Source organism: Pseudomonas sp. (assembly GCF_046581935.1).
Lineage (GTDB): Bacteria > Pseudomonadota > Gammaproteobacteria > Pseudomonadales > Pseudomonadaceae > Aquipseudomonas.
Genome location: NZ_JAYGFK010000014.1, coordinates 165,411 through 185,738, shown reverse-complemented (window position 1 = coordinate 185,738; position 20,328 = coordinate 165,411). Strand labels below are relative to the sequence as shown.

General features: G+C 57.6%; 17 protein-coding genes. 5 read left to right on the top strand and 12 right to left on the bottom strand.

Annotation, left to right across the window (positions count from 1 at the left end):
• Nucleotides 1-113: 113 nt before the first annotated feature.
• The 3 genes from VCA57_RS11670 to fadB all read right to left on the bottom strand — a co-directional run bounded on the left by VCA57_RS11670 (nucleotide 114) and on the right by fadB (nucleotide 3,863).
• Complete coding sequence (locus VCA57_RS11670) at nucleotides 114-350, bottom strand: DUF1653 domain-containing protein (protein ID WP_411185193.1); 237 nt, start codon at nucleotides 348-350, stop codon at nucleotides 114-116.
• A gap of 159 nt (nucleotides 351-509) precedes the next feature.
• Nucleotides 510-1,685 carry an acetyl-CoA C-acyltransferase FadA gene (gene fadA / locus VCA57_RS11665; RefSeq protein WP_411185192.1) on the bottom strand — a complete coding sequence of 392 codons (1,176 nt, stop codon included), beginning with the start codon at nucleotides 1,683-1,685 and terminating at the stop codon, nucleotides 510-512.
• A gap of 30 nt (nucleotides 1,686-1,715) precedes the next feature.
• Nucleotides 1,716-3,863: a fatty acid oxidation complex subunit alpha FadB gene (gene fadB, locus VCA57_RS11660; protein ID WP_411185191.1), complete on the bottom strand. Its 2,148-nt coding sequence runs from the start codon at nucleotides 3,861-3,863 to the stop codon at nucleotides 1,716-1,718.
• A gap of 479 nt (nucleotides 3,864-4,342) precedes the next feature.
• On the opposite strand from fadB, the gene VCA57_RS11655 reads away from it, so the two are divergent.
• Entirely contained in the window at nucleotides 4,343-5,161 is an 819-nt protein-coding gene (locus VCA57_RS11655) for a hypothetical protein (RefSeq protein ID WP_411185190.1), read from the top strand.
• A 118-nt stretch (nucleotides 5,162-5,279) separates the two neighbouring features.
• Here VCA57_RS11655 and VCA57_RS11650 read toward each other — a convergent pair whose 3' ends face one another.
• The gene (locus VCA57_RS11650) at nucleotides 5,280-5,717 is read right to left on the bottom strand and encodes a hypothetical protein (protein WP_411185189.1); all 438 of its coding nucleotides are present in this window, start codon (nucleotides 5,715-5,717) and stop codon (nucleotides 5,280-5,282) included.
• An 86-nt stretch (nucleotides 5,718-5,803) separates the two neighbouring features.
• Between VCA57_RS11650 and VCA57_RS11645 the strand changes: the two genes are divergently transcribed.
• On the top strand, nucleotides 5,804-6,244 hold the full coding sequence (locus VCA57_RS11645; RefSeq protein ID WP_411185187.1) for a universal stress protein: 441 nt from the start codon (nucleotides 5,804-5,806) through the stop codon (nucleotides 6,242-6,244).
• Nucleotides 6,245-6,274: 30 nt separating this feature from the next.
• Here the strand turns inward: VCA57_RS11645 and VCA57_RS11640 are convergent, their stop codons facing one another.
• Both VCA57_RS11640 and VCA57_RS11635 read right to left on the bottom strand, forming a co-directional pair.
• On the bottom strand, nucleotides 6,275-6,961 hold the full coding sequence (locus VCA57_RS11640; protein ID WP_411185186.1) for a DUF6901 family protein: 687 nt from the start codon (nucleotides 6,959-6,961) through the stop codon (nucleotides 6,275-6,277).
• Between the two features lie 51 nt (nucleotides 6,962-7,012).
• Nucleotides 7,013-8,926 (bottom strand): ATP-binding cassette domain-containing protein, encoded by a 1,914-nt coding sequence (locus tag VCA57_RS11635; RefSeq protein WP_411185184.1) that lies wholly within the window; start codon nucleotides 8,924-8,926, stop codon nucleotides 7,013-7,015.
• Nucleotides 8,927-9,291: 365 nt separating this feature from the next.
• Between VCA57_RS11635 and VCA57_RS11630 the strand changes: the two genes are divergently transcribed.
• Nucleotides 9,292-11,217 (top strand): transglycosylase SLT domain-containing protein, encoded by a 1,926-nt coding sequence (locus VCA57_RS11630; RefSeq protein WP_411185182.1) that lies wholly within the window; start codon nucleotides 9,292-9,294, stop codon nucleotides 11,215-11,217.
• A gap of 49 nt (nucleotides 11,218-11,266) precedes the next feature.
• Here VCA57_RS11630 and VCA57_RS11625 read toward each other — a convergent pair whose 3' ends face one another.
• Nucleotides 11,267-12,073, bottom strand: a complete 807-nt coding sequence (locus tag VCA57_RS11625; protein ID WP_411185181.1) for an MOSC domain-containing protein — start codon at nucleotides 12,071-12,073, stop codon at nucleotides 11,267-11,269.
• Here VCA57_RS11625 and VCA57_RS11620 point away from each other — a divergent pair.
• Entirely contained in the window at nucleotides 12,072-12,551 is a 480-nt protein-coding gene (locus VCA57_RS11620) for a DUF1499 domain-containing protein (RefSeq protein ID WP_411185180.1), read from the top strand. The genes VCA57_RS11625 and VCA57_RS11620 overlap by 2 nt on opposite strands.
• A 26-nt stretch (nucleotides 12,552-12,577) precedes the next feature.
• Here VCA57_RS11620 and VCA57_RS11615 read toward each other — a convergent pair whose 3' ends face one another.
• Nucleotides 12,578-13,513, bottom strand: coding sequence for a chemotaxis protein CheV (locus tag VCA57_RS11615; protein WP_411185178.1), 936 nt, complete (start codon nucleotides 13,511-13,513; stop codon nucleotides 12,578-12,580).
• 104 nt (nucleotides 13,514-13,617) lie between these two features.
• The gene (gene yegS, locus VCA57_RS11610) at nucleotides 13,618-14,514 is read right to left on the bottom strand and encodes a lipid kinase YegS (RefSeq protein ID WP_411185177.1); all 897 of its coding nucleotides are present in this window, start codon (nucleotides 14,512-14,514) and stop codon (nucleotides 13,618-13,620) included.
• A gap of 188 nt (nucleotides 14,515-14,702) precedes the next feature.
• Between yegS and VCA57_RS11605 the strand changes: the two genes are divergently transcribed.
• Nucleotides 14,703-15,401 carry a pirin family protein gene (locus tag VCA57_RS11605; protein ID WP_411185176.1) on the top strand — a complete coding sequence of 233 codons (699 nt, stop codon included), beginning with the start codon at nucleotides 14,703-14,705 and terminating at the stop codon, nucleotides 15,399-15,401.
• Nucleotides 15,402-15,453: 52 nt separating this feature from the next.
• Here the strand turns inward: VCA57_RS11605 and VCA57_RS11600 are convergent, their stop codons facing one another.
• The 3 genes from VCA57_RS11600 to VCA57_RS11590 form a co-directional block, all read right to left on the bottom strand.
• Complete coding sequence (locus tag VCA57_RS11600; RefSeq protein WP_411185175.1) at nucleotides 15,454-17,013, bottom strand: FGGY-family carbohydrate kinase; 1,560 nt, start codon at nucleotides 17,011-17,013, stop codon at nucleotides 15,454-15,456.
• Between the two features lie 83 nt (nucleotides 17,014-17,096).
• The gene (locus VCA57_RS11595; RefSeq protein WP_411185174.1) at nucleotides 17,097-18,680 is read right to left on the bottom strand and encodes an FAD-dependent oxidoreductase; all 1,584 of its coding nucleotides are present in this window, start codon (nucleotides 18,678-18,680) and stop codon (nucleotides 17,097-17,099) included.
• A 2-nt stretch (nucleotides 18,681-18,682) separates the two neighbouring features.
• The gene (locus VCA57_RS11590; protein WP_411185173.1) at nucleotides 18,683-20,278 is read right to left on the bottom strand and encodes an FAD-binding oxidoreductase; all 1,596 of its coding nucleotides are present in this window, start codon (nucleotides 20,276-20,278) and stop codon (nucleotides 18,683-18,685) included.
• Nucleotides 20,279-20,328 lie beyond the last annotated feature (50 nt).

Here is a 20,328-nt window from a genome sequence, read left to right as displayed (position 1 = left end):
TCCTGAAATTCGGTAAATAGATGCGAAGGCGCTTTACTGCCTGTTAGCGCGGCACCGCTATATATAGTGGCGGTCCCGCCAAGGTCAAGCGCAGCGGTGCGCTAAATGCCAGCTCAAGGCCGACTAAACAGTGTTGTTTCGGCCTGGATCAAAGCGAATCGTGGAACTGTCTCGCCATCGACTTCAACACTTTCACAGAACATCTCCAGCGGCCTCACCCAAAGGCCAAACTCGCCGTACAGCGCCTGATAGACCACCATTGGTTGATCCGCCTCGGAGTGTTGAGCCACACCGAATACCCGATATTCAGGGCCTTTGTAGTGGCGGTAGAGGCCAGGTTGTAACTGCATGAGTGAATTCCTTGAAAATTTTCTGCGGTCAACAAATTCCGCGAGGAAACTTTTACAGCGCGTAAATACGGCCCCAATGACGGCAGCCACAAAGGGCTGACCAAAAACAAAAACCGGGGCACTTGGCCCCGGTTTTTCCATCATCTACACCTGTAAAGCTTACAGACGCTCGAAGACGGTGGTGATGCCTTGGCCGAGACCTATGCACATGGTCGACACACCAAATGTGCCGCCATTCTGCTTCATCACGTTCAGCAGGGTACCGGAGATACGTGCACCGGAACAACCGAAGGGGTGACCCAGAGCGATTGCGCCACCGTGCAAGTTGACCTTCTCTTCCATCTTATCGAGCACTTTCAGGTCCTTCAGCACAGGCAGAGCCTGGGCAGCAAAGGCTTCATTGAGCTCGAAGAAATCGATGTCATTGATACTCAGGCCAGCACGCTTGAGCGCTTTATGAGTCGCCGGTACCGGACCATAACCCATGATCGCCGGATCGACACCCGCCACCGCCATTGCACGTACCACAGCCATTGGCTGAATACCCAGATCCTGAGCACGCTGGGCGCTCATAACGATCATGCAGGAAGCGCCGTCAGTGATCTGCGAGGACGTACCGGCAGTCACGGTGCCACCCTTCGGGTTAAACGCCGGCTTCAGTGCAGCCAGACTCTCCAGCGTAGTCTCCGGACGAATGGTTTCGTCGTAGTCGAAGACTTTCAGGAAGCCATTCTCGTCGTAGCCTTGCATCGGGATGATTTCATCCTTGAACTTGCCTTCGACAGTGGCCTTTTGCGCCAAACGGTGCGAACGCTCACCGAATGCATCCTGCTGCTCACGACTGATGCCGTGCATTTTGCCAAGCATTTCAGCAGTCAGGCCCATCATGCCCGACGCCTTAGCGGCATACAGCGACAGATGCGGGTTTGGGTCGACTCCATGCATCATGCCAACGTGGCCCATGTGTTCCACACCGCCAATGACAAACACGTCACCGTTACCGGTCTGGATCGCCTGCACAGCAGTGTGCAAGGCGCTCATGGAAGAACCACACAGACGACTGACCGTTTGCGCAGCACTGGTGTGCGGAATCTGGGTCATCAGCGACGCCATGCGTGCGATGTTCCAGCCCTGCTCCAGGGTTTGGTTAACACAGCCCCAGATCACGTCCTCCACTTCGGACGGGTCAATCTTGGTGTTACGTGCCAGTACGCCGCTAATCAAGTTGGCCGACATGGTTTCGGCACGGGTGTTGCGATGCATGCCGCCCTTGGAACGACCCATCGGGGTACGACCGAAGTCGACGATGACTGCATCTCTAGGATTCAGGCTCATATTTCTAATCTCGCTCTAGTCTGTCCGCGATTAACCGAAAAACTTCTGGCCGCTAGCAGCCATTTCGCGAAGCTTGGCAGTCGGGGTGTACAGCGCGCCCAGCTCGGCATATTTATCAGCCAAAGCAACGAACTCAGCGACACCAACGGTATCGATATAACGCAGCGCACCACCACGGAAAGGCGGGAAGCCGATGCCATAGATCAGGCCCATATCGGCCTCAGCAGCGGTGTCGACGATGCCGTCTTCCAGGCAACGAACTGTTTCCATGCACAGCGGGATCATCATGAAGTTGATGATGTCTTCATCTGTCACTTCACGCTGCTCGCTCACGATCGACTTGAGCAATTCGTAAGCCACAGGATCGATAACTTTCTTCGGCTTGCCGCGCTTATCCATCTCGTAGGCGTAGAAGCCTTTGCCGTTCTTCTGGCCCAGGCGATCAGCTTCGTACATCACGTCAACCGCAGTGCGACCTTCAACCGCCATACGATCCGGGAAGCCTTCAGCCATTACGTCACGACCATGGTGGCCGGTATCGATACCAACCACGTCGGACAGGTACGCCGGGCCCATTGGCCAGCCGAACTTTTCCATGACCTTGTCGATACGTACGAAGTCGACACCGAACTCGAGCAACTTGGAGAAGCCGCCGAAGTAAGGGAACAACACACGGTTAACCAGGAAGCCTGGGCAGTCGTTGACCACCACCGGGGTTTTACCCATTTTCTTGGCGTAGGCAACAGTAGTCGCAACCGCCACATCGCTGGATTTCTCGCCACGAATAACTTCAACCAGCGGCATCATGTGCACCGGGTTGAAGAAGTGCATACCAACGAAGTTTTCCGGACGCTTGAGGGCCTTGGCCAGCAAGTTGATGGAAATGGTCGAGGTGTTCGACGCGAGAATCGCGTCTTCTTTAACCACGCCTTCCACTTCAGCCAGCACGATCTGCTTGACCTTCGGGTTCTCAACAACAGCTTCGACAACGATGTCGACAGCGCCGAAATCACCGTAAGACATGGTCGGACGGATAGCGGTGAGGGCTTCAGCCATCTTCGCCGGAGTCATACGACCTTTGGCAACGCGGCCGCCGAGCAGCTTGGAAGCCTCGGCCAGCCCCATCTGGATACCCTCTTCACGGATATCCTTCATCAGGATCGGGGTGCCCTTGGACGCGGACTGGTAAGCGATACCGCCACCCATGATGCCAGCGCCAAGTACGGCAGCCAGTTTCACATCATTGGCGACGTCATCGTATTTCTTGGCTTTTTTCTTCAGCTCCTGATCATTCAGGAATAGACCGATCAAGCTGGCTGCAACCGGGGTTTTAGCCAGTTTGACGAAACCAGCGGCTTCAATTTCCAGCGCCTTGTCGCGAGACATGTTGGCGGCTTTCTGGATGGTCTTGATTGCTTCAACCGGAGCCGGGTAGTTCGGGCCGGCCTGGCCTGCCACGAAACCTTTGGCAGTCTCAAAGCACATCATCTGCTCGATGGCATTGAGCTTGAGCTTTTCCAATTTCGGTTGACGCTTGGCCTTGTAATCCAGTTCACCAGAGATGGCGCGCTGAATCAGGTCCAAAGCGGCGGCCTGCAGCTTCTCAGCAGCAACCACAGCATCCACTGCGCCAACTTTCAGCGCATCGCTAGCCTTGTTTTCTTTACCACCGGCAATCCACTCAACCGCGTTATCGGTACCGATAACACGTGGCAGACGCACCGTGCCGCCGAAGCCTGGGTAGATGCCCAGCTTAACTTCTGGCAGACCAACTTTGGCGCTGTCGGCCATGACGCGGTAATCCGCGGCCAGGCACATTTCAAAACCACCGCCCAGGGCGATGCCATTGATAGCGACAACAGTTGGAACATTGAGGTCTTCAAAATCACTGAAGATCTTGTTGGCTTCGAGGTTGCCAGCCACCAGCTCTTCATCCGACAACTTGAAGTTGTCGACGAATTCAGTGATGTCGGCACCGACGATAAATACGTCTTTGCCACTGGTGACAATCACGCCCTTGATCGAACCATCAGCCTTAATTGCATCAACAGATTGACGCAGTTCATTGAGGGTAAGACGGTTGAATTTGTTGACGGATTCACCCTTGAGGTCGAATTTCAATTCGACGATGCCGCTCTCAAGAGCCTTAACCGTGATGGCTTTACCTTCGTAAATCATCAACTGATCTCCACGGTATGGAAGCTGAACAGTACACATCGGAGCCAACCAGCAAGCTACTCAACGGCACAGCCGTCACAGAGTAGCCCCAATCAGCCTGGCACACCCACCGACGCGATATTCGGGCTGGAAAGGCGCTGCATTAAGTAGGCAAACGCTCAATTCATACGCCCGTTTGATTTGGGTATGCACACCTTCAAGGAAAAGCCATGACTTGTCAATTGGCCTGTAGCAGCGCAGAAAACTTACAAAAAATTACGTTAGCGATGACCGCAGATCAAAAATAACTACGCCACTAAAAATCACTCATATGCAGCTATCAGCCTCAAATAAGCGGGCTATTCGCGGAATAATGAAAAAACAGCATGCCTGGCAAAACGATTTGCCTGCAGGTACAGTCACCCATATACGGCCACTAGAACGACCGTACCTAAAACAAAAACAATTACAGCCCAGCCAAGGGCGCACGGAGTTTTCCCATGTCGAGCCGCATGCTTGCCATCGCCTTGAGCACACTAATCGCCACCGCCCTCCCGCTGTTCAGTGGCGCCACCCAAGCCGCCGACGCCGCTAGCAGCCTGCTTAAACTGCATCAATTACGCCTATCCGCTCAAAAAACACTGGGCGACTTTTACATGTTTAACGGCATGGAAGGCGATCAACGCTATGCGCGCATGATCAATCAGTCGCAGGACGAGGCCAACAAACTCATAGGCGAGCTGACCGACATGCCTGGTCAAGGCTCAAAGGTCCTCCGCTCGCAGCTTGAACAGCAATGGAAGGACTATCAGATTGACCTCAACAACCTGACCGCAGCAATCAAAAACCAGGGCTACACTGACCTGCGACCGGTAGCTGACTTGGCAGCACGCAACCAGCAGCTGATGACCCTAAGCCAGGAGCTATACAACAAGATCCAGCAGGAAGGCAGCTACAGCGTGCCCGCACTTACCCAGCTCAGCCGCGAACAGAGCTTACTCATGCAAGGCATTGCAGTGGATTACGCCTCACGCAGCGCCTCGGTAGGCGCGACGTTTATGGGAGGGGGCGACGCACGGCCGATTGAAGAGTTGGTCAGCGAGTTCGCCAGCAGAATGGCCGCACTGGAGAAAGATCCGAAAAACACCCCCCAACTGAACCAGTCATGGGAAGGCGTAAGCACCAAATGGCGGTATATTGAAAAATCACTGATCAATTACAACGAAAATAGCGTGCCGTTTCTGGTCAATAAGTATTCTAACACCATCATTCAGGGCATCGAGCAGATTGCCGACCAGTACGCGGCAGCCAACATCTGAAGCCCTATAAGTTTTGCCGGCCTGCCTGGCCGTACTCTAGCCCAGTGCTCGCACTGGGCTTTCTTTTGCCCGGTTTCCTCACAAACACATGCCGCCGATACGCCGCAGCAGCCACATCTCAAGCGTTAGCTTTAAGGAAGCCCACAACCTTATCCAGCGCCGCACTCCCTCCATGCTCCCCCCAACAGACCGACAGCATCTGTGTGGTTGCTTCAACCTTATAGGCGTCTGCTGGCAGCTCCTGCAATTGCGCCAGCAAGGCCTGATCAGTGCAGAGTTCGCGCCATTTGTTAACCCACTGCCCGGGCTCCATCTGCCAATAGCACCAACTATCCTGCTGCCCACGTCGCCGGGCGCAGTGATACTGCGGGCAGGACTCAGGTGGGTGAAGCACCAACCAATGCGGCCACACCTGTGGGGCAAGTTGCATCGCCACCCCCATCCGCCGGGCCTGCAGACGAACATCCATACGCCCTCGCTGACGTCGCGACGGCACTAACCAAGCCAACGGGCTTAGCATAAGGGCCAAAAACAAGAGCAAAAACCAAGGACTCATATCATTATCTCGCAGGCAAAAGCCTGTCATCAGCGCTCAGGAAGGCCATACTAAGACCATTGATCCACTTGCCAGGAGAGTTACCCATGCCCTACCAGCACATTCTAGTAGCCGTCGACCTCACCGAAGAATGCGACCCCGTTATGCACCGAGCCCAGAAACTGGCGACCTGTAGCGGTGCCAAGCTTTCCGTGGTGCACATCGTCGAACCCATGGCCATGGCCTTTGGCGGCGATGTGCCGATGGACTTATCAATGTTGCAGCAGCAGCAGTTCGACCAGGCCCGTGAGCGCTTGGACAAATTTGCCGGCAAATACCCTGAGCTGCAAAGCGATCAGCGCCACCTGGCCTACGGACAACCCCGCCAGGAAATACACCGCCTCGCCGAAGAACAACAATGCGACCTGATCATCGTTGGCAGCCACGGCCGCCATGGCTTGGCCCTACTGCTCGGCTCTACGGCCAACGACGTACTGCACGGCGCGCCCTGCGATGTACTCGCCGTTCGCCTGAAGAAAGCTGAATAACACCGCGCACTGGCGGATAGCGCGGCAGCGTTATTCGCCAGCGCCACTCGCCACCATTACCAAAGGACGGATTTTCTGCAACTGGGTCTCCAGCGAGTAAGTCATGCTGGATGCCATCGAGAAGAAGCTGAGAAACGCTTTGAGGTTGGAGTCGCCCTCACAGGTGTCATGAATGCGCTGCCAAAACGCCTGATTGACCAACTGTAACTGCTGGAACTGGCGCACCAACCCCTTGAGTTCCCAGTCAGGCGCACGCCCCTCACGCAGATTGAAGTACTGCTGCGTCAGGTACACCGACACAGTCCGTAAGATGAATTCCTGATTATTGGCGAATGGCAGGTGATGGCTTGCCATCGGCTTGAGCTTACCCAGCACCGGGCAGGCACTGGTGGCCATGATGACGCCTAGCAATGCACGCAAGCCCTCTTCCAGACCGACCTGTTTGCTGTACTCACGCTCGGGCGTGCGCACCCAAACAGCCACCTTTTTGAATGCCGGCAAGCCTTGAAAGTCCTCAATAACTCGGTGCAAATCGACAGCAGCCGGGCAATGACTGAAATTCTCTTTGCTCAACGGGCAATTGCTGCACTGTTGATATTCAAGACGCGTCCAACCTGGCGCGCTTTGCGCAGCCTCAGCCTCATACACTCGGTCCAGCTCGATCCTGTAGCTGAACTGATGAACATCGTCGAGAGCAATGCGGTACTCGATGGCCATAACCAACTCCGGAAAATCTCAACATCCTAGCTTGAGGGCGATATCTCAGGCTCAGCCTTCTAGCTCAGCCCAACGCTCAACCAACACATCCAGTTCCTGCTGAACCGATTGCAAGGTAGCCAGCACTTGCGCGGTCATATCTGCAGGTTGCTGATAAAACGTAGGTGCAGCGATCTGCTTCTGTAAATCAGCGACCTTCACCTCCAGAGCATCAATCTGCCCCGGAATAGCTTCTAGCTCGCGCTGCAACTTATAACTGAGCTTCTTCTTGCTCTCAGTGGCAACCACTGGCTCCGCAGTAACCGGCTCAGGTACTACCGCCGAAGCCAGCGCTGGCTTGCCGGCTTTGCTTTCGCCAACACCGAGCAAGCGCGGCGAACCACCCTGACGCAGCCAGTCCTGATAGCCACCAACATATTCACGCACCTTGCCCTCGCCTTCGAAGACCAGCGTGCTGGTCACCACGTTGTCGAGGAAGGCCCGGTCATGGCTAACCATCAGTACGGTGCCTGGGAAAGTCAGCAACACCTCTTCAAGCAGTTCGAGGGTTTCCACATCGAGGTCGTTGGTCGGCTCATCCAGTACCAACAGATTCGCTGGCTTGCTGAATAGCTTAGCCAGCAAGAGGCGTGCCCGCTCGCCGCCGGACAATGCCTTGACTGGGGTACGCGCACGTTGCGGGCTGAACAGAAAGTCGCCCAGGTAGCTCAGTACGTGGCGGTTCTGCCCATCGATCTCGATAAAGTCGCGGCCTTCGGCGACGTTGTCGATCACGGTCTTTTCCAGATCGAGCTGGTGACGTAATTGGTCAAAATACGCCACATCAATGCGCGTACCCTCAGCCACCTCACCACTGGTGGGCTGCAAACCGCCGAGCATCAGCTTGAGCAGAGTCGTTTTGCCGGTGCCGTTGGCGCCGAGCAGGCCGATGCGGTCACCGCGCTGCAGCACCATGGAGAAGTCCTTGATCAGGAACGGCCCACCTGGATGCGCAAAGCTGACGTTTTCCAGCACCATCACCTGCTTGCCAGATTTTTCCGCGGTTTCCAGCTGGATATTCGCCTTACCGGTACGCTCACGACGCTCGCTGCGCTCGACGCGCAGGGCTTTCAAAGCACGTACACGGCCTTCGTTACGAGTACGGCGGGCTTTAATGCCTTGGCGAATCCACACTTCTTCCTGAGCCAGGCGCTTATCGAATAACGCGTTGGCGGTTTCTTCTGCAGCCAAAGTGGCTTCTTTGTGCACGAGGAAGCTGGCGTAGTCGCCGTTCCAGTCGATCAGGCCGCCACGGTCGAGCTCAAGAATGCGCGTGGCCAGGTTCTGCAAGAAGGAACGGTCGTGGGTGATAAACAGCACAGCCCCCTGAAAATCAGCCAAGGCTTCTTCCAGCCAGGCAATCGCACCGATGTCTAGGTGGTTGGTTGGCTCGTCAAGCAGGAGCAGATCCGGTTCAGAAACCAGCGCCTGGGCCAACAGAACGCGCCGCCGCCAGCCGCCTGAAAGCTCAGCCAGGGTTTTATCGGCCGGCAACTGCAAGCGGCTCAGGGTGCTGTCGACGAGTTGCTGCAAGCGCCAGCCGTCACGGGCTTCGAGGTCTTGCTGCACGTGCATGAGCTTATTGAGGTCATCTTCGGTGACACAGTTCTGCGCCAGATGATGGTATTGCGCCAGGAGTTCACCCACGCCGTCCAGGCCCTGGGCGACCACATCAAACACCGTGCGATCATCGGCAACCGGCAACTCTTGCGGCAATTCACCTATCTTCAGTCCTGGCGCGCGCCAAACAGCACCGTCATCGGCTTTCTGGTCGCCCTTGACCAGTTTCATCATGCTCGACTTACCGGTGCCGTTACGGCCGATGATGCACACCCGCTCGCCACGGGCAATCTGCCAAGACACCTTGTCCAACAGCGGCATTGCGCCGTAGGCCAGGGAAATATCGGTGAACTTGAGCAGGGTCATGGCGCGCCTCAACAAAAAACGATGGGTGGTAGCTAGTAAGCAAGGGATCGCGACGGCTTAAGTCGCGTCAGGCCTGCTGCTGCCAGCTGAAACACCCAGAAAATCATTTGCAGCTGCCGCAGCACCCGCAAAACAGGGCGCGCATTCTAACCGAGAAGCGCCGCAACATCGCGGGCAATTTAAGCGCCAGAGCCACTAAATTCGCTTACTCCTACCTGTTGTCAGCAGCTGTTGTGCCGATCAACCCGCACAGATCAATGCCACTGCTGGCCGCCGGCAATTTGCGCGCGGCTCGCATTGAGCCTTCACCGCCTAGAGGCAAAAGACTAAGCTAAGGCCCTACGCACTATTTGCCTGGAAGTGTCATGCGCGGCTCCCTGTTCCACCTGTTGTCTTGTTTGCTGGTTTCTACCCTGAGCTTATCTGCGGCACACGCCACCACCCTGGCGCAACAACGCCAATATTACGACCAGGCCAAGGCCGCGCTGGCCAAAGGTGACAAGGGCCCATATGAGCGTTACGCCAGCGCTCTGCGTGACTACCCACTGGAGCCTTACCTTGCCTACGACGAGCTGACCGCCCGCCTAAAGTGGGCCAGCAATGACGAAATCGAAAAATTCCTCGCCGAACATGGCGATCTGCCGCAAATCAGCTGGATGAAACTGCGTTGGTTGCGCTGGCTGGCCGAGCGTGGCGAATGGCAGACGTTTATCAACCACTACGAACCCGCGTTGAACTTCACTGAGCTCGACTGCCTATACGGCCAATATCAGCTGAGTCACGGCATGCGCGCGGAGGGCTACGCCACGGCGGAAAAACTATGGCTAGTGGGCAAATCCCAACCCAACGCCTGTGATCCACTGTTTGAGCGCTGGGCAGCCGAAGGCCAGCTCACCGAACAAAAGCGCTGGCAGCGGGCCAAGCTGGCTGCCGAAGCGCGTAACTATGGTCTCGTTACCCACCTGATCAAGAACATGCCAACCCTGGGTAACCACGGTAAAAGCTTGCTGGAAGTGGCGCAAAAACCTGAGCTCTTGAAGCAGACCGCGCGCTTCACCCAGAACGACCCAGCAATGGCTGATGTGGTTGGCCTCGGCCTGCGCCGCTTAGCCCGCCAGGACCCAGAAAGCGCACTCACGCTGCTCGATGGCTACGCCCAGCGCATGAAGTTCTCCAGCAATGAACAAGTGGCTATCGCCCGCGAGATAGGCCTGAGCCTGGCCAAGCGCTTCGACGTCCGCGCCCTGCAAGTCATGGCCAAGTATGACCCCCAACTGCGTGACAACACTGTCAGCGAATGGCGCGCACGCTTACTGCTGCGCCTAGGCCGTTGGGAGGAAGCAAACCAGCTGACGCGCAAAATGCCTGAGGAACTGAGCAAGACCAATCGCTGGCGTTATTGGCAGGCGCGCAGCCTGCAACTGGCTCACCCCAACAGCCAAGAACCGAAAGTGATGTATCAAGCACTGGCCAAGGAACGTGATTTTTATGGCTTCATGGCCGCCGACCAGGTGCAAGCCCCCTATCAACTGAATAACAAACCACTGGCACTGACCCCGCAGACCATAAAAAAGGTACGTAACTCAGCCGCGATTCGCCGCGCCCTAGAGTTCAACGCGCGTGGCCAGGTCGCCGACGGACGCCGCGAGTGGTACAACGTCAGCCGTCTGTTCAGCCGCGATGAGATGGTCGCCCAGGCACGTTTGGCCTATGAAATGGGTTGGTACTTCCCGGCTATTCGGACGATCAGCCAAGCGCAATACTGGGACGATTTGGATGTACGCTTCCCCATGGCCCACCGCGAACAACTGGTGCGCGAAGCCCGTAACCGCGACATTCACTCCAGCTGGATATTCGCTATTACCCGCCAGGAAAGTGCCTTTATGGCCGATGCCAAATCGGGTGTTGGGGCGATGGGCCTGATGCAGTTGATGCCGACCACTGCCAAGGAAACCGCAAGACGCTTTGGCATCCCACTGGCATCGCCGCAACTGGCCTACCGACCAGAAGTCAACATCCAGTTGGGGGCTGCTTATCTCAGCCAGATATATGGTCAGTTCAATGGCAACCGTGTACTTGCCTCCGCCGCCTACAACGCCGGCCCTGGTCGCGTGCGGCAGTGGCTGCGCGGCGCGGACCACCTGTCTTATGACGTATGGATCGAGAACATCCCGTTCGATGAAACCCGCCAGTACGTGCAGAATGTACTGTCCTATTCGGTGATCTACGGCGAAAAACTCAACGCGCCGCAGCCTCTGGTAGCCTGGCACGAGCGTTACTTCGACCAATAACGGCTAAGCAGGCACGCTCAACAGCAACTGCCGAGCGTGCATTCCCGCCCTACTCCAGCACCTGCACCGGCATATCCAGACGCAGGTGGCCCTCGCCACAGGCAATCAAGTTTTGCCCGAAATAAACCTCACCATCGCGCTCACGGTAGGTTTTCAAGGTCACCAGCGGCTCACGGTCGGCGCTGCGTTCGCCGGTTTGTGGGTCGAGGGTGGTCATGATGCAGCGCGAACAGCCCTTGACCACGCGGAACTCCAGCTCACCAATGCGAATCCGCTTCCAGCTATCTTCGGCATAAGGCTCGCTGCCACTGACCACCAGATTCGGCCGAAAACGCAGCATCGGCAACGGCCGGCCGACCCGCGCCGACAGGTCATCCAGCGACGCTTGGCCAATCAGCAACAAAGGGAAGCCATCGGCAAACGCCACCTTATCGCCCACTGCGGCATAGGCCGTGTCGACCTGCCGTGCACATGGTTCCGAGACATACACCAGGCGACAGGCACGGCCAAGCAACTGGCTTAGCCACTGCGCGGCCATATCGCCAGCATCCGGCACCGGTAAGCTATCGCGCCAGATGGTTACGCCACGCAGCGGAGCCTGCTCATCCGGCACCATCACCTGCATGTCAGCCATACCTGGCGCGCTCAACAGCAAGTGTGTGCTGCCCTGCCAACACGCCTGCAGCTGAGTCATCTGCGCCAGTAAACGCTGGGTCAAGAAGCGTCCTGTTTGCGCATCGACTACCATCCAGCGACGATCACCCTGCACGCCCAAGGCATCCAGGGCCGTTTCATCCAAGGCCTCACCTGCCGCGGATTTCAGTGGATAACGGTACAACCCGGAGAGATGCAACATGAACCCAGTTTCCCTTTGGCAAAACGCACTTATACGAGTAACCCGTATCGCTCACAAGCCCGTATTGAGCTTGCCTCTCTTACTATTGCTCAGTGCCTGCAGCGGCAATCCGCCGGATAACTTGGGCCTACATGACGGCCACCTGGCCGCTTGCCCGGACTCACCTAACTGCGTGAACAGCCAAGCCACTGACTCCCGCCACGCCATTGCACCACTACTGCTAACGGGCACTGCCGAGCAAACCCAGGCCCGCCTCAAGGCCATCCTCAAGAGCGAGCCACGGGTAAATTTAGTGGGTGAAGCACCGGGTTATTTGCGCGCGGAGTTCAGCAGCCGACTGATGCGCTTTGTTGACGACGTGGAGTTCCATATAGGCGCAACAGCCGTCGATGTTCGTTCGGCGTCCCGCCTGGGCTACAAGGATTTTGACGTCAACCGTGAGCGCATCGAATACCTGCGCCAGCGGTTGAGCGAATAACGCAGGGGCTGATGCTCGCGCTCGGTTTATTCTGCCGGGTGCAGCAGTGCTAGACGCTCGCGCACCACATCTACCAGTTTGTCCGGCTGGAATTTGGAGAGGAAGTTATCGCAGCCTACCTTCTTCACCATTGCCTCATTGAAGCTACCGGAGAGTGAGGTGTGCAGCACTACGTAGAGGTCTTTGAGGCGAGGGTCGTTGCGAATTTCAGTGGTCAAACGGTAGCCGTCCATCTCCGGCATTTCCGCATCAGTGATCACCATCAACAGCTTCTCGTGCACATCAACCCCTGAGTCTGCCCAGCTTTTCAGCAGGTTAAGGGCTCGCAAACCGTCACTCGCCGCATGGCAACGGATATCCAACTGCGCCATGGTGCCCTTGAGCTGACTCATTGCCACGTTGGAATCGTCCACCAGCAGCACTTCACGACCACGGGCATGCTCCAATATAGGATCAGCGAGTTTCTCCGGGGATACCTTGGTGCTCATTGGGGTGATTTCTGCCAGCACCTTTTCAACGTCGATGACCTCAACAATCTGATCTTCAACCTTGGTAATCGCCGTTAGGTAATGCTGACGCCCTGCCCCACCCGGAGGCGGCAAGATAGACTCCCAATTGAGGTTGAGGATGCGCTCGACACCTCCAACCAGGAATGCCTGCACCGAGCGGTTGTACTCAGTCACGATGATGGTGCTGCGCTCATCTGGCACGATGGGCCGCATGCCTATGGCCTGGGACAGATCAATCACTGGCAAGGTCTGGCCACGCAGGTTAACCACGCCACAAACAAACCGATGACGCTGTGGCATCAAGGTCAGCTTGGGCATTTGCAGGACTTCCTGCACCTTAAACACGTTGATCGCAAACAGCTGCCGCCCCGTCAGGCGAAACATCAAAATTTCCAGGCGATTCTCGCCCACCAGTTGGGTGCGTTGGTTCACCGAGTCGAGAATGCCAGCCATCATGCGCTCCTGTTCACTTATCGATCTAGCCTAGCTCAAATAGCTACGCTTGATATATCGGCCATAAGCCACCCATCTGAAGGCAGCCGGCATCCTTCTACCCGTTATTCTTTTAGAAGCGGTGAGTGCACCGGCAGATGTACACGCAAAGCCGCCGGTAACGCAGTAAAACGCAGCTGCCGACTCGCCAGCGGCTCACCATCAATGTTGACATCTAACCCTGCAGGCGCATCCACCTCCAACCAGGGTAACCGCACGCTCAATGCAGCAGTCTGCAGCCCTTTGATACCACCCGATAACAGCGCGCCCAGGGTGCTCACTACATCGATCGAAGCAGGAACAATACACACATCCAGCAAGCCATCATTAACCCGCGCCTGCGGGCATAATATGTGACCGCCACCGGCTTGACGGCCATTACCGATACCGAGGGCAAGAAACTCACCTTGCCACTCGAAGTCAGGCCCACTGAAACGGCCAAAGGATGAGCGCACTTCGGCGAAACGGCTCAGACCGGTCAGTAAATACGCCGCGCCACCGAGCACACGCTTGAGCTCTTCCGGGGTATTGGCCGTGACATTAGAACCAAAACCGCCCGTGGCCATATTGAGAAATAGCTGGCCATCCACTTCGCCCAGGTCTATCGGCTGCGCTGGCTCATCCAGCAGGCCTAATGCCGCTAAGGGCTCAAGCGGTACTCCGGCAGCATGAGCGAAATCATTGGCGGTGCCCAATGGCAACAACGCCAAACTGGCGCTGGTTTTTGCTAGCGCCATGGCTTCAGCCACATCACGCAAGGTGCCATCTCCGCCGCCGGCGATCAGGGTCGGATAGCCCGCCTGCAGCGCCTCCTTAACCAGGCGCTGCGCGTCACCGCCCTCCCAAGTGAGGCGCACATCCAGTTGCCAACCGTCTTGACGCCGCGTGTTCACGGCATTTCGCACCTCATCATTGAGGGCTTGCTTGCCGTGCAGGATCAATAGCGCTTTACGTTCTTGCATTCCCGACATCCTCGTCACACCTCAGGCAGATATTCGACAGCATGGCCTGCCACGATTAATCATCTATTAATCTGATAATTAAACACAGAAATTACGCATTTTTAATCGTATTGATTTATTAGATCATCTATCCATCGACAACGAGCACACGCCATCAGGCGCTGGTGTTCATCAAAGAGGATACGCAGATGATCGAAGTACGCCCCTTCGCCGAACTCGGCGGTGCCCATCACGGCTGGCTGAATGCCCGTCATCACTTCTCCTTTGCCGAATACTATGATCCGGCACGGATGAACTGGGGCCCGCTGCGCGTTTGGAACGATGATGAAATCGCCCCGCACACCGGCTTTCCGACCCACCCGCACCGCGACATGGAGATCATCACCTATGTACGCCAAGGCGCCATCACCCACAAGGACAACCTGGGTAACCATGGCCGTACCGAAGCCGGTGATGTACAGGTAATGAGCGCCGGCACAGGGATTGCCCACAGTGAATACAACCTGGAAGACGACACCACGAAAATCTTCCAGATCTGGATTCAACCCAACCAGTCAGGCCTGCCGCCATCCTGGGGGGCCAAGCCGTTCCCTAAAGGTGAGCGCACCGGTGCCTTTGTAACACTGGCCAGCGGTTTTGCCGAAGACACGGATGCTCTGCCGATTCGCAGCAACGCACGGATGGCAGCGGCTACCTTGCAGGCGGGACAAAGTGCCGAGTACCCAATTGGCGCAGCACGCAAGGCCTACCTGGTTGCGGCCAGCGGCAGCATCGAGGTGAACGGCATTACCGCTCAGACCCGTGATGGTGTGGCAGTCAGCGATGTTGAAGTAATTCGCATAACAGCCATCGAAGACAGTGAAATAATCCTGGTGGATGTGGCCTGACCGGCAGCAGTGGCTTCGCGGCGTAGCAGTTTATGTGCGCCGCGAAATCGCGTTAAGCCGGGTAACCGGTGATTTTGCGGATGGTCTGGTACAGCGGTTTGAGCTGCTTGTACATGTGTTGATAAACCCGCGTGTAGAGCTGCTGATAGATGCGCTGCGCCTCAGGATTTGGGGTGAATACCTGACCAACCCGGGTCATCGCCGCAAGTGCTGTGGGGTAGTCCGGGTACAGGCCTAGCCCTACCGCACAGTTGATGGCCGCACCCAAACCACTGGTTTCATACAAATGTGGCCGCTCGGCCGGTAGCCCGAAGATATCGGCTGTCAGCTGCATGGCTGCATCGCTTTGCGAGCCACCACCTGAAACCCGCAGGCGAGTGATGCGTGTACCCGAACGTTTCTCGATTTTTTCCCTGCCCTGGCGCAGGGCGTAAGCCAGCCCTTCTAGAATGGCCCGGTAGATGTGCGCGCGGGTGTGTACGTCGCCAAAACCGATGATCGAACCTTTGGCTTCCAACCCTGGTTCGCGTAGCCCCGGCGTCCAATAAGGCTGCAATATTAAGCCCATGGACCCGGCAGGCACGCTGTTGACCAATTCATCGAACAACACTTCGGCCTCAACGCCCAGTTCCTTGGCACGCTGCATCTCACGCAGACCAAACTCCTGCTTGAACCAACTGACCATCCAAAAGCCGCGATAGATCATCACTTCGCTGTTGAAGTGATCGGGAATGACCGACGGATACGCTGGCAACAGTGGCGTTATCTCCAAGTAGCGACTGCGAGTGGTGTTGATCGTCGCTGTCGTGCCATAAGACAGGCAGGCCATATTTTCCGCCTGCCCGCCTGCCCCCAGCACTTCGCAGGCTTTGTCAGCGCCGGCAGCAATCAACGGCAACCCTTCAGGAATGCCGGTGTGGCGGCTGGCCGTCGCACTGATATGGCCCAGCAACGCCCCTGGCTTGCGCAGCTCCGGCAACTGCTCGCGACGCACCGACAGGGCCTGCCATTTCCAATCGCGCGGTTTAGCCCAGCGCAAATGCCTGTAATCAAATGGCAGATAGGCCACACAAGCGGCCAAGGAGTCGACAAATTGTCCGCACAGACGATGTGTAAGAAAGCCCGAGAGCAGCAGCACCTTATGGGTTTTGGCCCAGACCTCTGGCTGGTTTTGCGCGATCCAGTTGACCTCGGCCTGGCCACGAAAATGGTCCACCGCCGCCCGTAGCCCAGTCAGTTTGAACAGCCAACCCCAAGGCCCCTTGATGGGCTCGCGCACATCAGCTTGCCGTTGATCCAGCCAAAGTATTGCCGGGCGTAGCGCTTGGCCTTGCTCATCAACATTGATCACTGTGCCGCGCTGAGTTGTCAGCGATACACCTTTAATCTGCCGACGGTCGATGTCCACCTGCTGCCACAGTTGCGCACAGGCCTGCCCCAGGCTGTTCCAGTAATACTCTGGGTCCTGTTCAGCCCAGCCAGGCTGTTTCGAGTAATAGGCTTCAAGCTCCACCTTGCCCTTGCCAAGCAGATTGCCGTGAAGATCGAACAGCAGCGCCCTGATGCTCTGGGTGCCGTTATCGATGGCCAGCAGGTAGTTTTTATCGCTCAAGGCACAACCCTTTCTGTAAATACACGCTGTAGCCGGATGTAATCCGGGGTAGCCGCTCCCGGATTGCATCCGACTACTGTTAATCAGCTATCTGCTGGCAGGCTGTAGCAACGCTGCCACAACTGCAGGTAAGCCTGCTGCTCCTGCTGCCAGCGCGCGTCATCCCAACCTAAACGGGCTTGGCATAACGCACGAATACGCGGCAATTCGGCTACGCCCCCACACGCCAGTAACAACCCCAAGCGCGTGCGCCGAAGCAGCAAGTCATCCAGGTGCAACACCAGCTCCTGCTCGGCGGCCCAGGCCAGCTCAGCCCAGAGCGTGTTCGTGCCGACCACCGGTTCAGCACCCAGCTGATCGAGCAATACCAGCAACGCCGGCAGCGCCCGGCCATAGCGGCCCAGCAGGCGTTTGTACTGGGCGGGACTTAGTTGTGGATGCGGCTGACAGGAGAGCAAAGCAAAAGTCGCAGCGCCATGATCCTCCACCGTACGCCCGACCATCGGCGCACAAGCCTGCAACACCTCCAGCGCCAGCAAACGGAAAGTCGTCAGCTTGCCCCCGGCCAGCGTGACGCAACCCGGCTCAACCCACAGCGCATGCTCGCGTTTTTCATCAGACGGTTTGCGCCCCTCGCTGCCATCACTGACCACTGGACGCACCCCGGCCCAGCTCGACAACACATCCGCAGCACCAATCGCAGCGGCTGGGAACTGCTGAGCGCAGGCCGTCAGCAGATAATCCACCTCATCGGCACTGATCCGCGCCTCCTCACTCAGCGGCGCGGGGTGATCGAGATCAGTGGTGCCGATGACGGTCGCGCCCTCCCAGGGGAAAACAAACACCGGCCGCTTATCGCTGGCGTGGATAAAGCTAAAGGCATGCGCCACCGGTAACCGCCAGGCCGGAACCAGCAGATGGCTGCCGCGCAACGGGCGAATATGTTCAAGCCCGTTCTTGTTGCGCAGTTGATCAGCCCACGCGCCGGTTGCCTGGGCCACAGCGCGGCTGTTGAAGGTATAACGCCGGCCGGTTTCACGGTCCTCAGCGAGCAAGCCGACAACCCGCCCCTCCTCACGCAGCAAATCGACCACACGCATGCCGTTCAACGCTTCGCCGCCCTCGGCGCGGGCCTCACCGAGCACCCGCTGCACCAGCCGCGCGTCGTCAGTCACCGCATCAAAAAACTGCGTACCGCCTTGCAAGCCTGCGGTTTTCAAACCAGGTGCCAAATACCGTAACTGCTGCAGCGGGTAATACAGGTGGTTGCGCTTACCCGCCAGGGCGTCATACACCGTCAATAGCCCGCCAAAAACCCGTGGGCCAGGAAAGCCGCCCTGGTAATGAGCCATGATAAAACTCAGCGGATCGACCAGCCCCGGCGCTTCGCGCAGCAGGCGCTCGCGCTCACGCACCGAGTCACGGGTCAGGCCAAACTGGCCCTTGGCGATATAGCGCAGCCCACCGTGGACCATCTTCGACGAGCGGCTGGAAGTGCCCCAGGCGAAATCGCGCTGTTCCAAAAGTAGGCATTTCCAGCCGCGCCGCGCCGCTTCACGCAGAATGCCGGCACCGCTGATGCCGCCGCCCACAACGATCAGATCCCAGTCGCGCGCGGCCAGTTCAGGCAGTGCCTGCTCGCGCCAGACGGCGTTCCACTGAGTCATCATCAATCCTGAATCAACACGCCAGGGGCCAGGCGCTGCTCAGGGTCGAAGTGCCCGGCCAACGCCTTGAGCGTGGCCATGCCCAGCTCGCCCTTCTCTACCGGTAGGTAAGGCGCATGATCACGACCCACTCCGTGCTGATGGCTAATGGTGCCACGGTTCTCGGCGATGGTCAGGCAGGCAGCATGTTTGAGCTTCTGCCAGCGCGCCATGGCCTCTGCATAACTGCTGCCAGGGCGAAACACATAGGTGGTGTAGATGCTCGACCCTTCGTTGTAGACATGCGACAGGTGAGTAAACACATGCACCTGCTCGCCCTCTTCACTCAGGCCGTTGCGCAGGCTGGCTTCGAGCTTGTTCAGCAGGCTATCGACGTTGCTCCAGTCGGTGGCGGTTTCCAGGGTATCGACCGCGTAACCAGCAGCCCACAGGCCGTGGCGCAGGTAGGGGAAACGGAAACGGTTTTCTGCCCATTTTTTACCGAGCAGAGTGCCGGTAAACACCCCGCCGAAACCCTTGAGCAGTTGCTTCGCCTGTTTTAACGACGCGGCGTTCTGTGTACGGCTACCGGTGACGCCAAAGGTCAGCATGCATTTGCCATCGCGCGCGCCGCGTAAGGCCAGGTATTTCTCCAACCAGGCGATCTGCTGCGGATGGCCGGCCAGGGCCAGCTGGGTTTTGGTTTCGATGGCATTCGACAGGCGCAGCATCGACAGCGGCACCCGCGCCTGGGCCAGGTTGCGAATAGCGCTCAGCGCCTGCTGCCAGTTGGGCAGGAATACGGCGTAGAAATGCTCCTGTTCGGCCAAGCGAGTGATACGCACCTTGACCTCGGAAATGATGCCGAAGCGCCCTTCCGAGCCCATCAGGATTTCCCGCAGGTCCGGCCCGGCTGCAGATGCCGGGAAGGTCGGAATTTCCAGGGTGCCGGCGAAGGTCTCAACCTTACCACCGGCAAACAGTTGCTCAATGCGCCCGTAACGCAGCGACTGCTGGCCGCTGGAACGGCTGGCTACCCAACCGCCAAGCGTCGATAACTCCCAGGACTGCGGAAAATGCCCAAGGGTATAACCCTGAGCGCGCAACTGGTTTTCCACCTGCGGGCCATTGGCGCCAGGACCGAAGGTGGCGATCAGGCTGTCGTGGTCGATTTCGACCAGCTTGCTCATACGTTCAAGCGACAGGGTCAGCACCGGTTTGCTGCCAGCCTGCGGGTTGATATGCCCAGCCACCGAGGTGCCGCCACCATAGGGAATCACGATCAGGTCCTGCTGGCTGGCCCAGGCCAGCAACTCGCGGATCTGCGCGGCGCTCTCCGGGTAGGCCACACCATCGGGGAATACGCCAAAATCACCCGAGCGCATCGCCAGCCAGTCCGCCAGGCTCTGGCCACGCGCGTGCCGCACACGGTCTTCGGCGTTCAGGCAAATCAGCGGATGCGCCTGCAGTCGCGAGGCCGGCACCTGCGCCAGCACCTGCTCCAGGCTGGCATCGGCAAGCGGCTGACCGGGGCCGATCAGCTCGGCTAGAAAACGCTCGCCATGGGCAGGCAGCTCCACCACGGTCGCCTCATCACCCCAGCCATTCCAACGTCGCATCTGTTGCCCCCGGATATTTCAGTCAACCTCAATGGCTGCCTATACTAGCT

What these genes read in the sequence shown, in the direction of transcription:
- VCA57_RS11670 (WP_411185193.1), bottom strand. Translation starts at nt 350, where the DNA reads ATGCAGTTACAACCTGGCCTCTACCGCCACTACAAAGGCCCTGAATAT.
- fadA (WP_411185192.1), bottom strand. Translation starts at nt 1,685, where the DNA reads ATGAGCCTGAATCCTAGAGATGCAGTCATCGTCGACTTCGGTCGTACC.
- fadB (WP_411185191.1), bottom strand. Translation starts at nt 3,863, where the DNA reads ATGATTTACGAAGGTAAAGCCATCACGGTTAAGGCTCTTGAGAGCGGC.
- VCA57_RS11655 (WP_411185190.1), top strand. Translation starts at nt 4,343, where the DNA reads ATGTCGAGCCGCATGCTTGCCATCGCCTTGAGCACACTAATCGCCACC.
- VCA57_RS11650 (WP_411185189.1), bottom strand. Translation starts at nt 5,717, where the DNA reads ATGAGTCCTTGGTTTTTGCTCTTGTTTTTGGCCCTTATGCTAAGCCCG.
- VCA57_RS11645 (WP_411185187.1), top strand. Translation starts at nt 5,804, where the DNA reads ATGCCCTACCAGCACATTCTAGTAGCCGTCGACCTCACCGAAGAATGC.
- VCA57_RS11640 (WP_411185186.1), bottom strand. Translation starts at nt 6,961, where the DNA reads ATGGCCATCGAGTACCGCATTGCTCTCGACGATGTTCATCAGTTCAGC.
- VCA57_RS11635 (WP_411185184.1), bottom strand. Translation starts at nt 8,926, where the DNA reads ATGACCCTGCTCAAGTTCACCGATATTTCCCTGGCCTACGGCGCAATG.
- VCA57_RS11630 (WP_411185182.1), top strand. Translation starts at nt 9,292, where the DNA reads ATGCGCGGCTCCCTGTTCCACCTGTTGTCTTGTTTGCTGGTTTCTACC.
- VCA57_RS11620 (WP_411185180.1), top strand. Translation starts at nt 12,072, where the DNA reads ATGAACCCAGTTTCCCTTTGGCAAAACGCACTTATACGAGTAACCCGT.
- VCA57_RS11625 (WP_411185181.1), bottom strand. Translation starts at nt 12,073, where the DNA reads ATGTTGCATCTCTCCGGGTTGTACCGTTATCCACTGAAATCCGCGGCA.
- VCA57_RS11615 (WP_411185178.1), bottom strand. Translation starts at nt 13,513, where the DNA reads ATGGCTGGCATTCTCGACTCGGTGAACCAACGCACCCAACTGGTGGGC.
- yegS (WP_411185177.1), bottom strand. Translation starts at nt 14,514, where the DNA reads ATGCAAGAACGTAAAGCGCTATTGATCCTGCACGGCAAGCAAGCCCTC.
- VCA57_RS11605 (WP_411185176.1), top strand. Translation starts at nt 14,703, where the DNA reads ATGATCGAAGTACGCCCCTTCGCCGAACTCGGCGGTGCCCATCACGGC.
- VCA57_RS11595 (WP_411185174.1), bottom strand. Translation starts at nt 18,680, where the DNA reads ATGACTCAGTGGAACGCCGTCTGGCGCGAGCAGGCACTGCCTGAACTG.
- VCA57_RS11590 (WP_411185173.1), bottom strand. Translation starts at nt 20,278, where the DNA reads ATGCGACGTTGGAATGGCTGGGGTGATGAGGCGACCGTGGTGGAGCTG.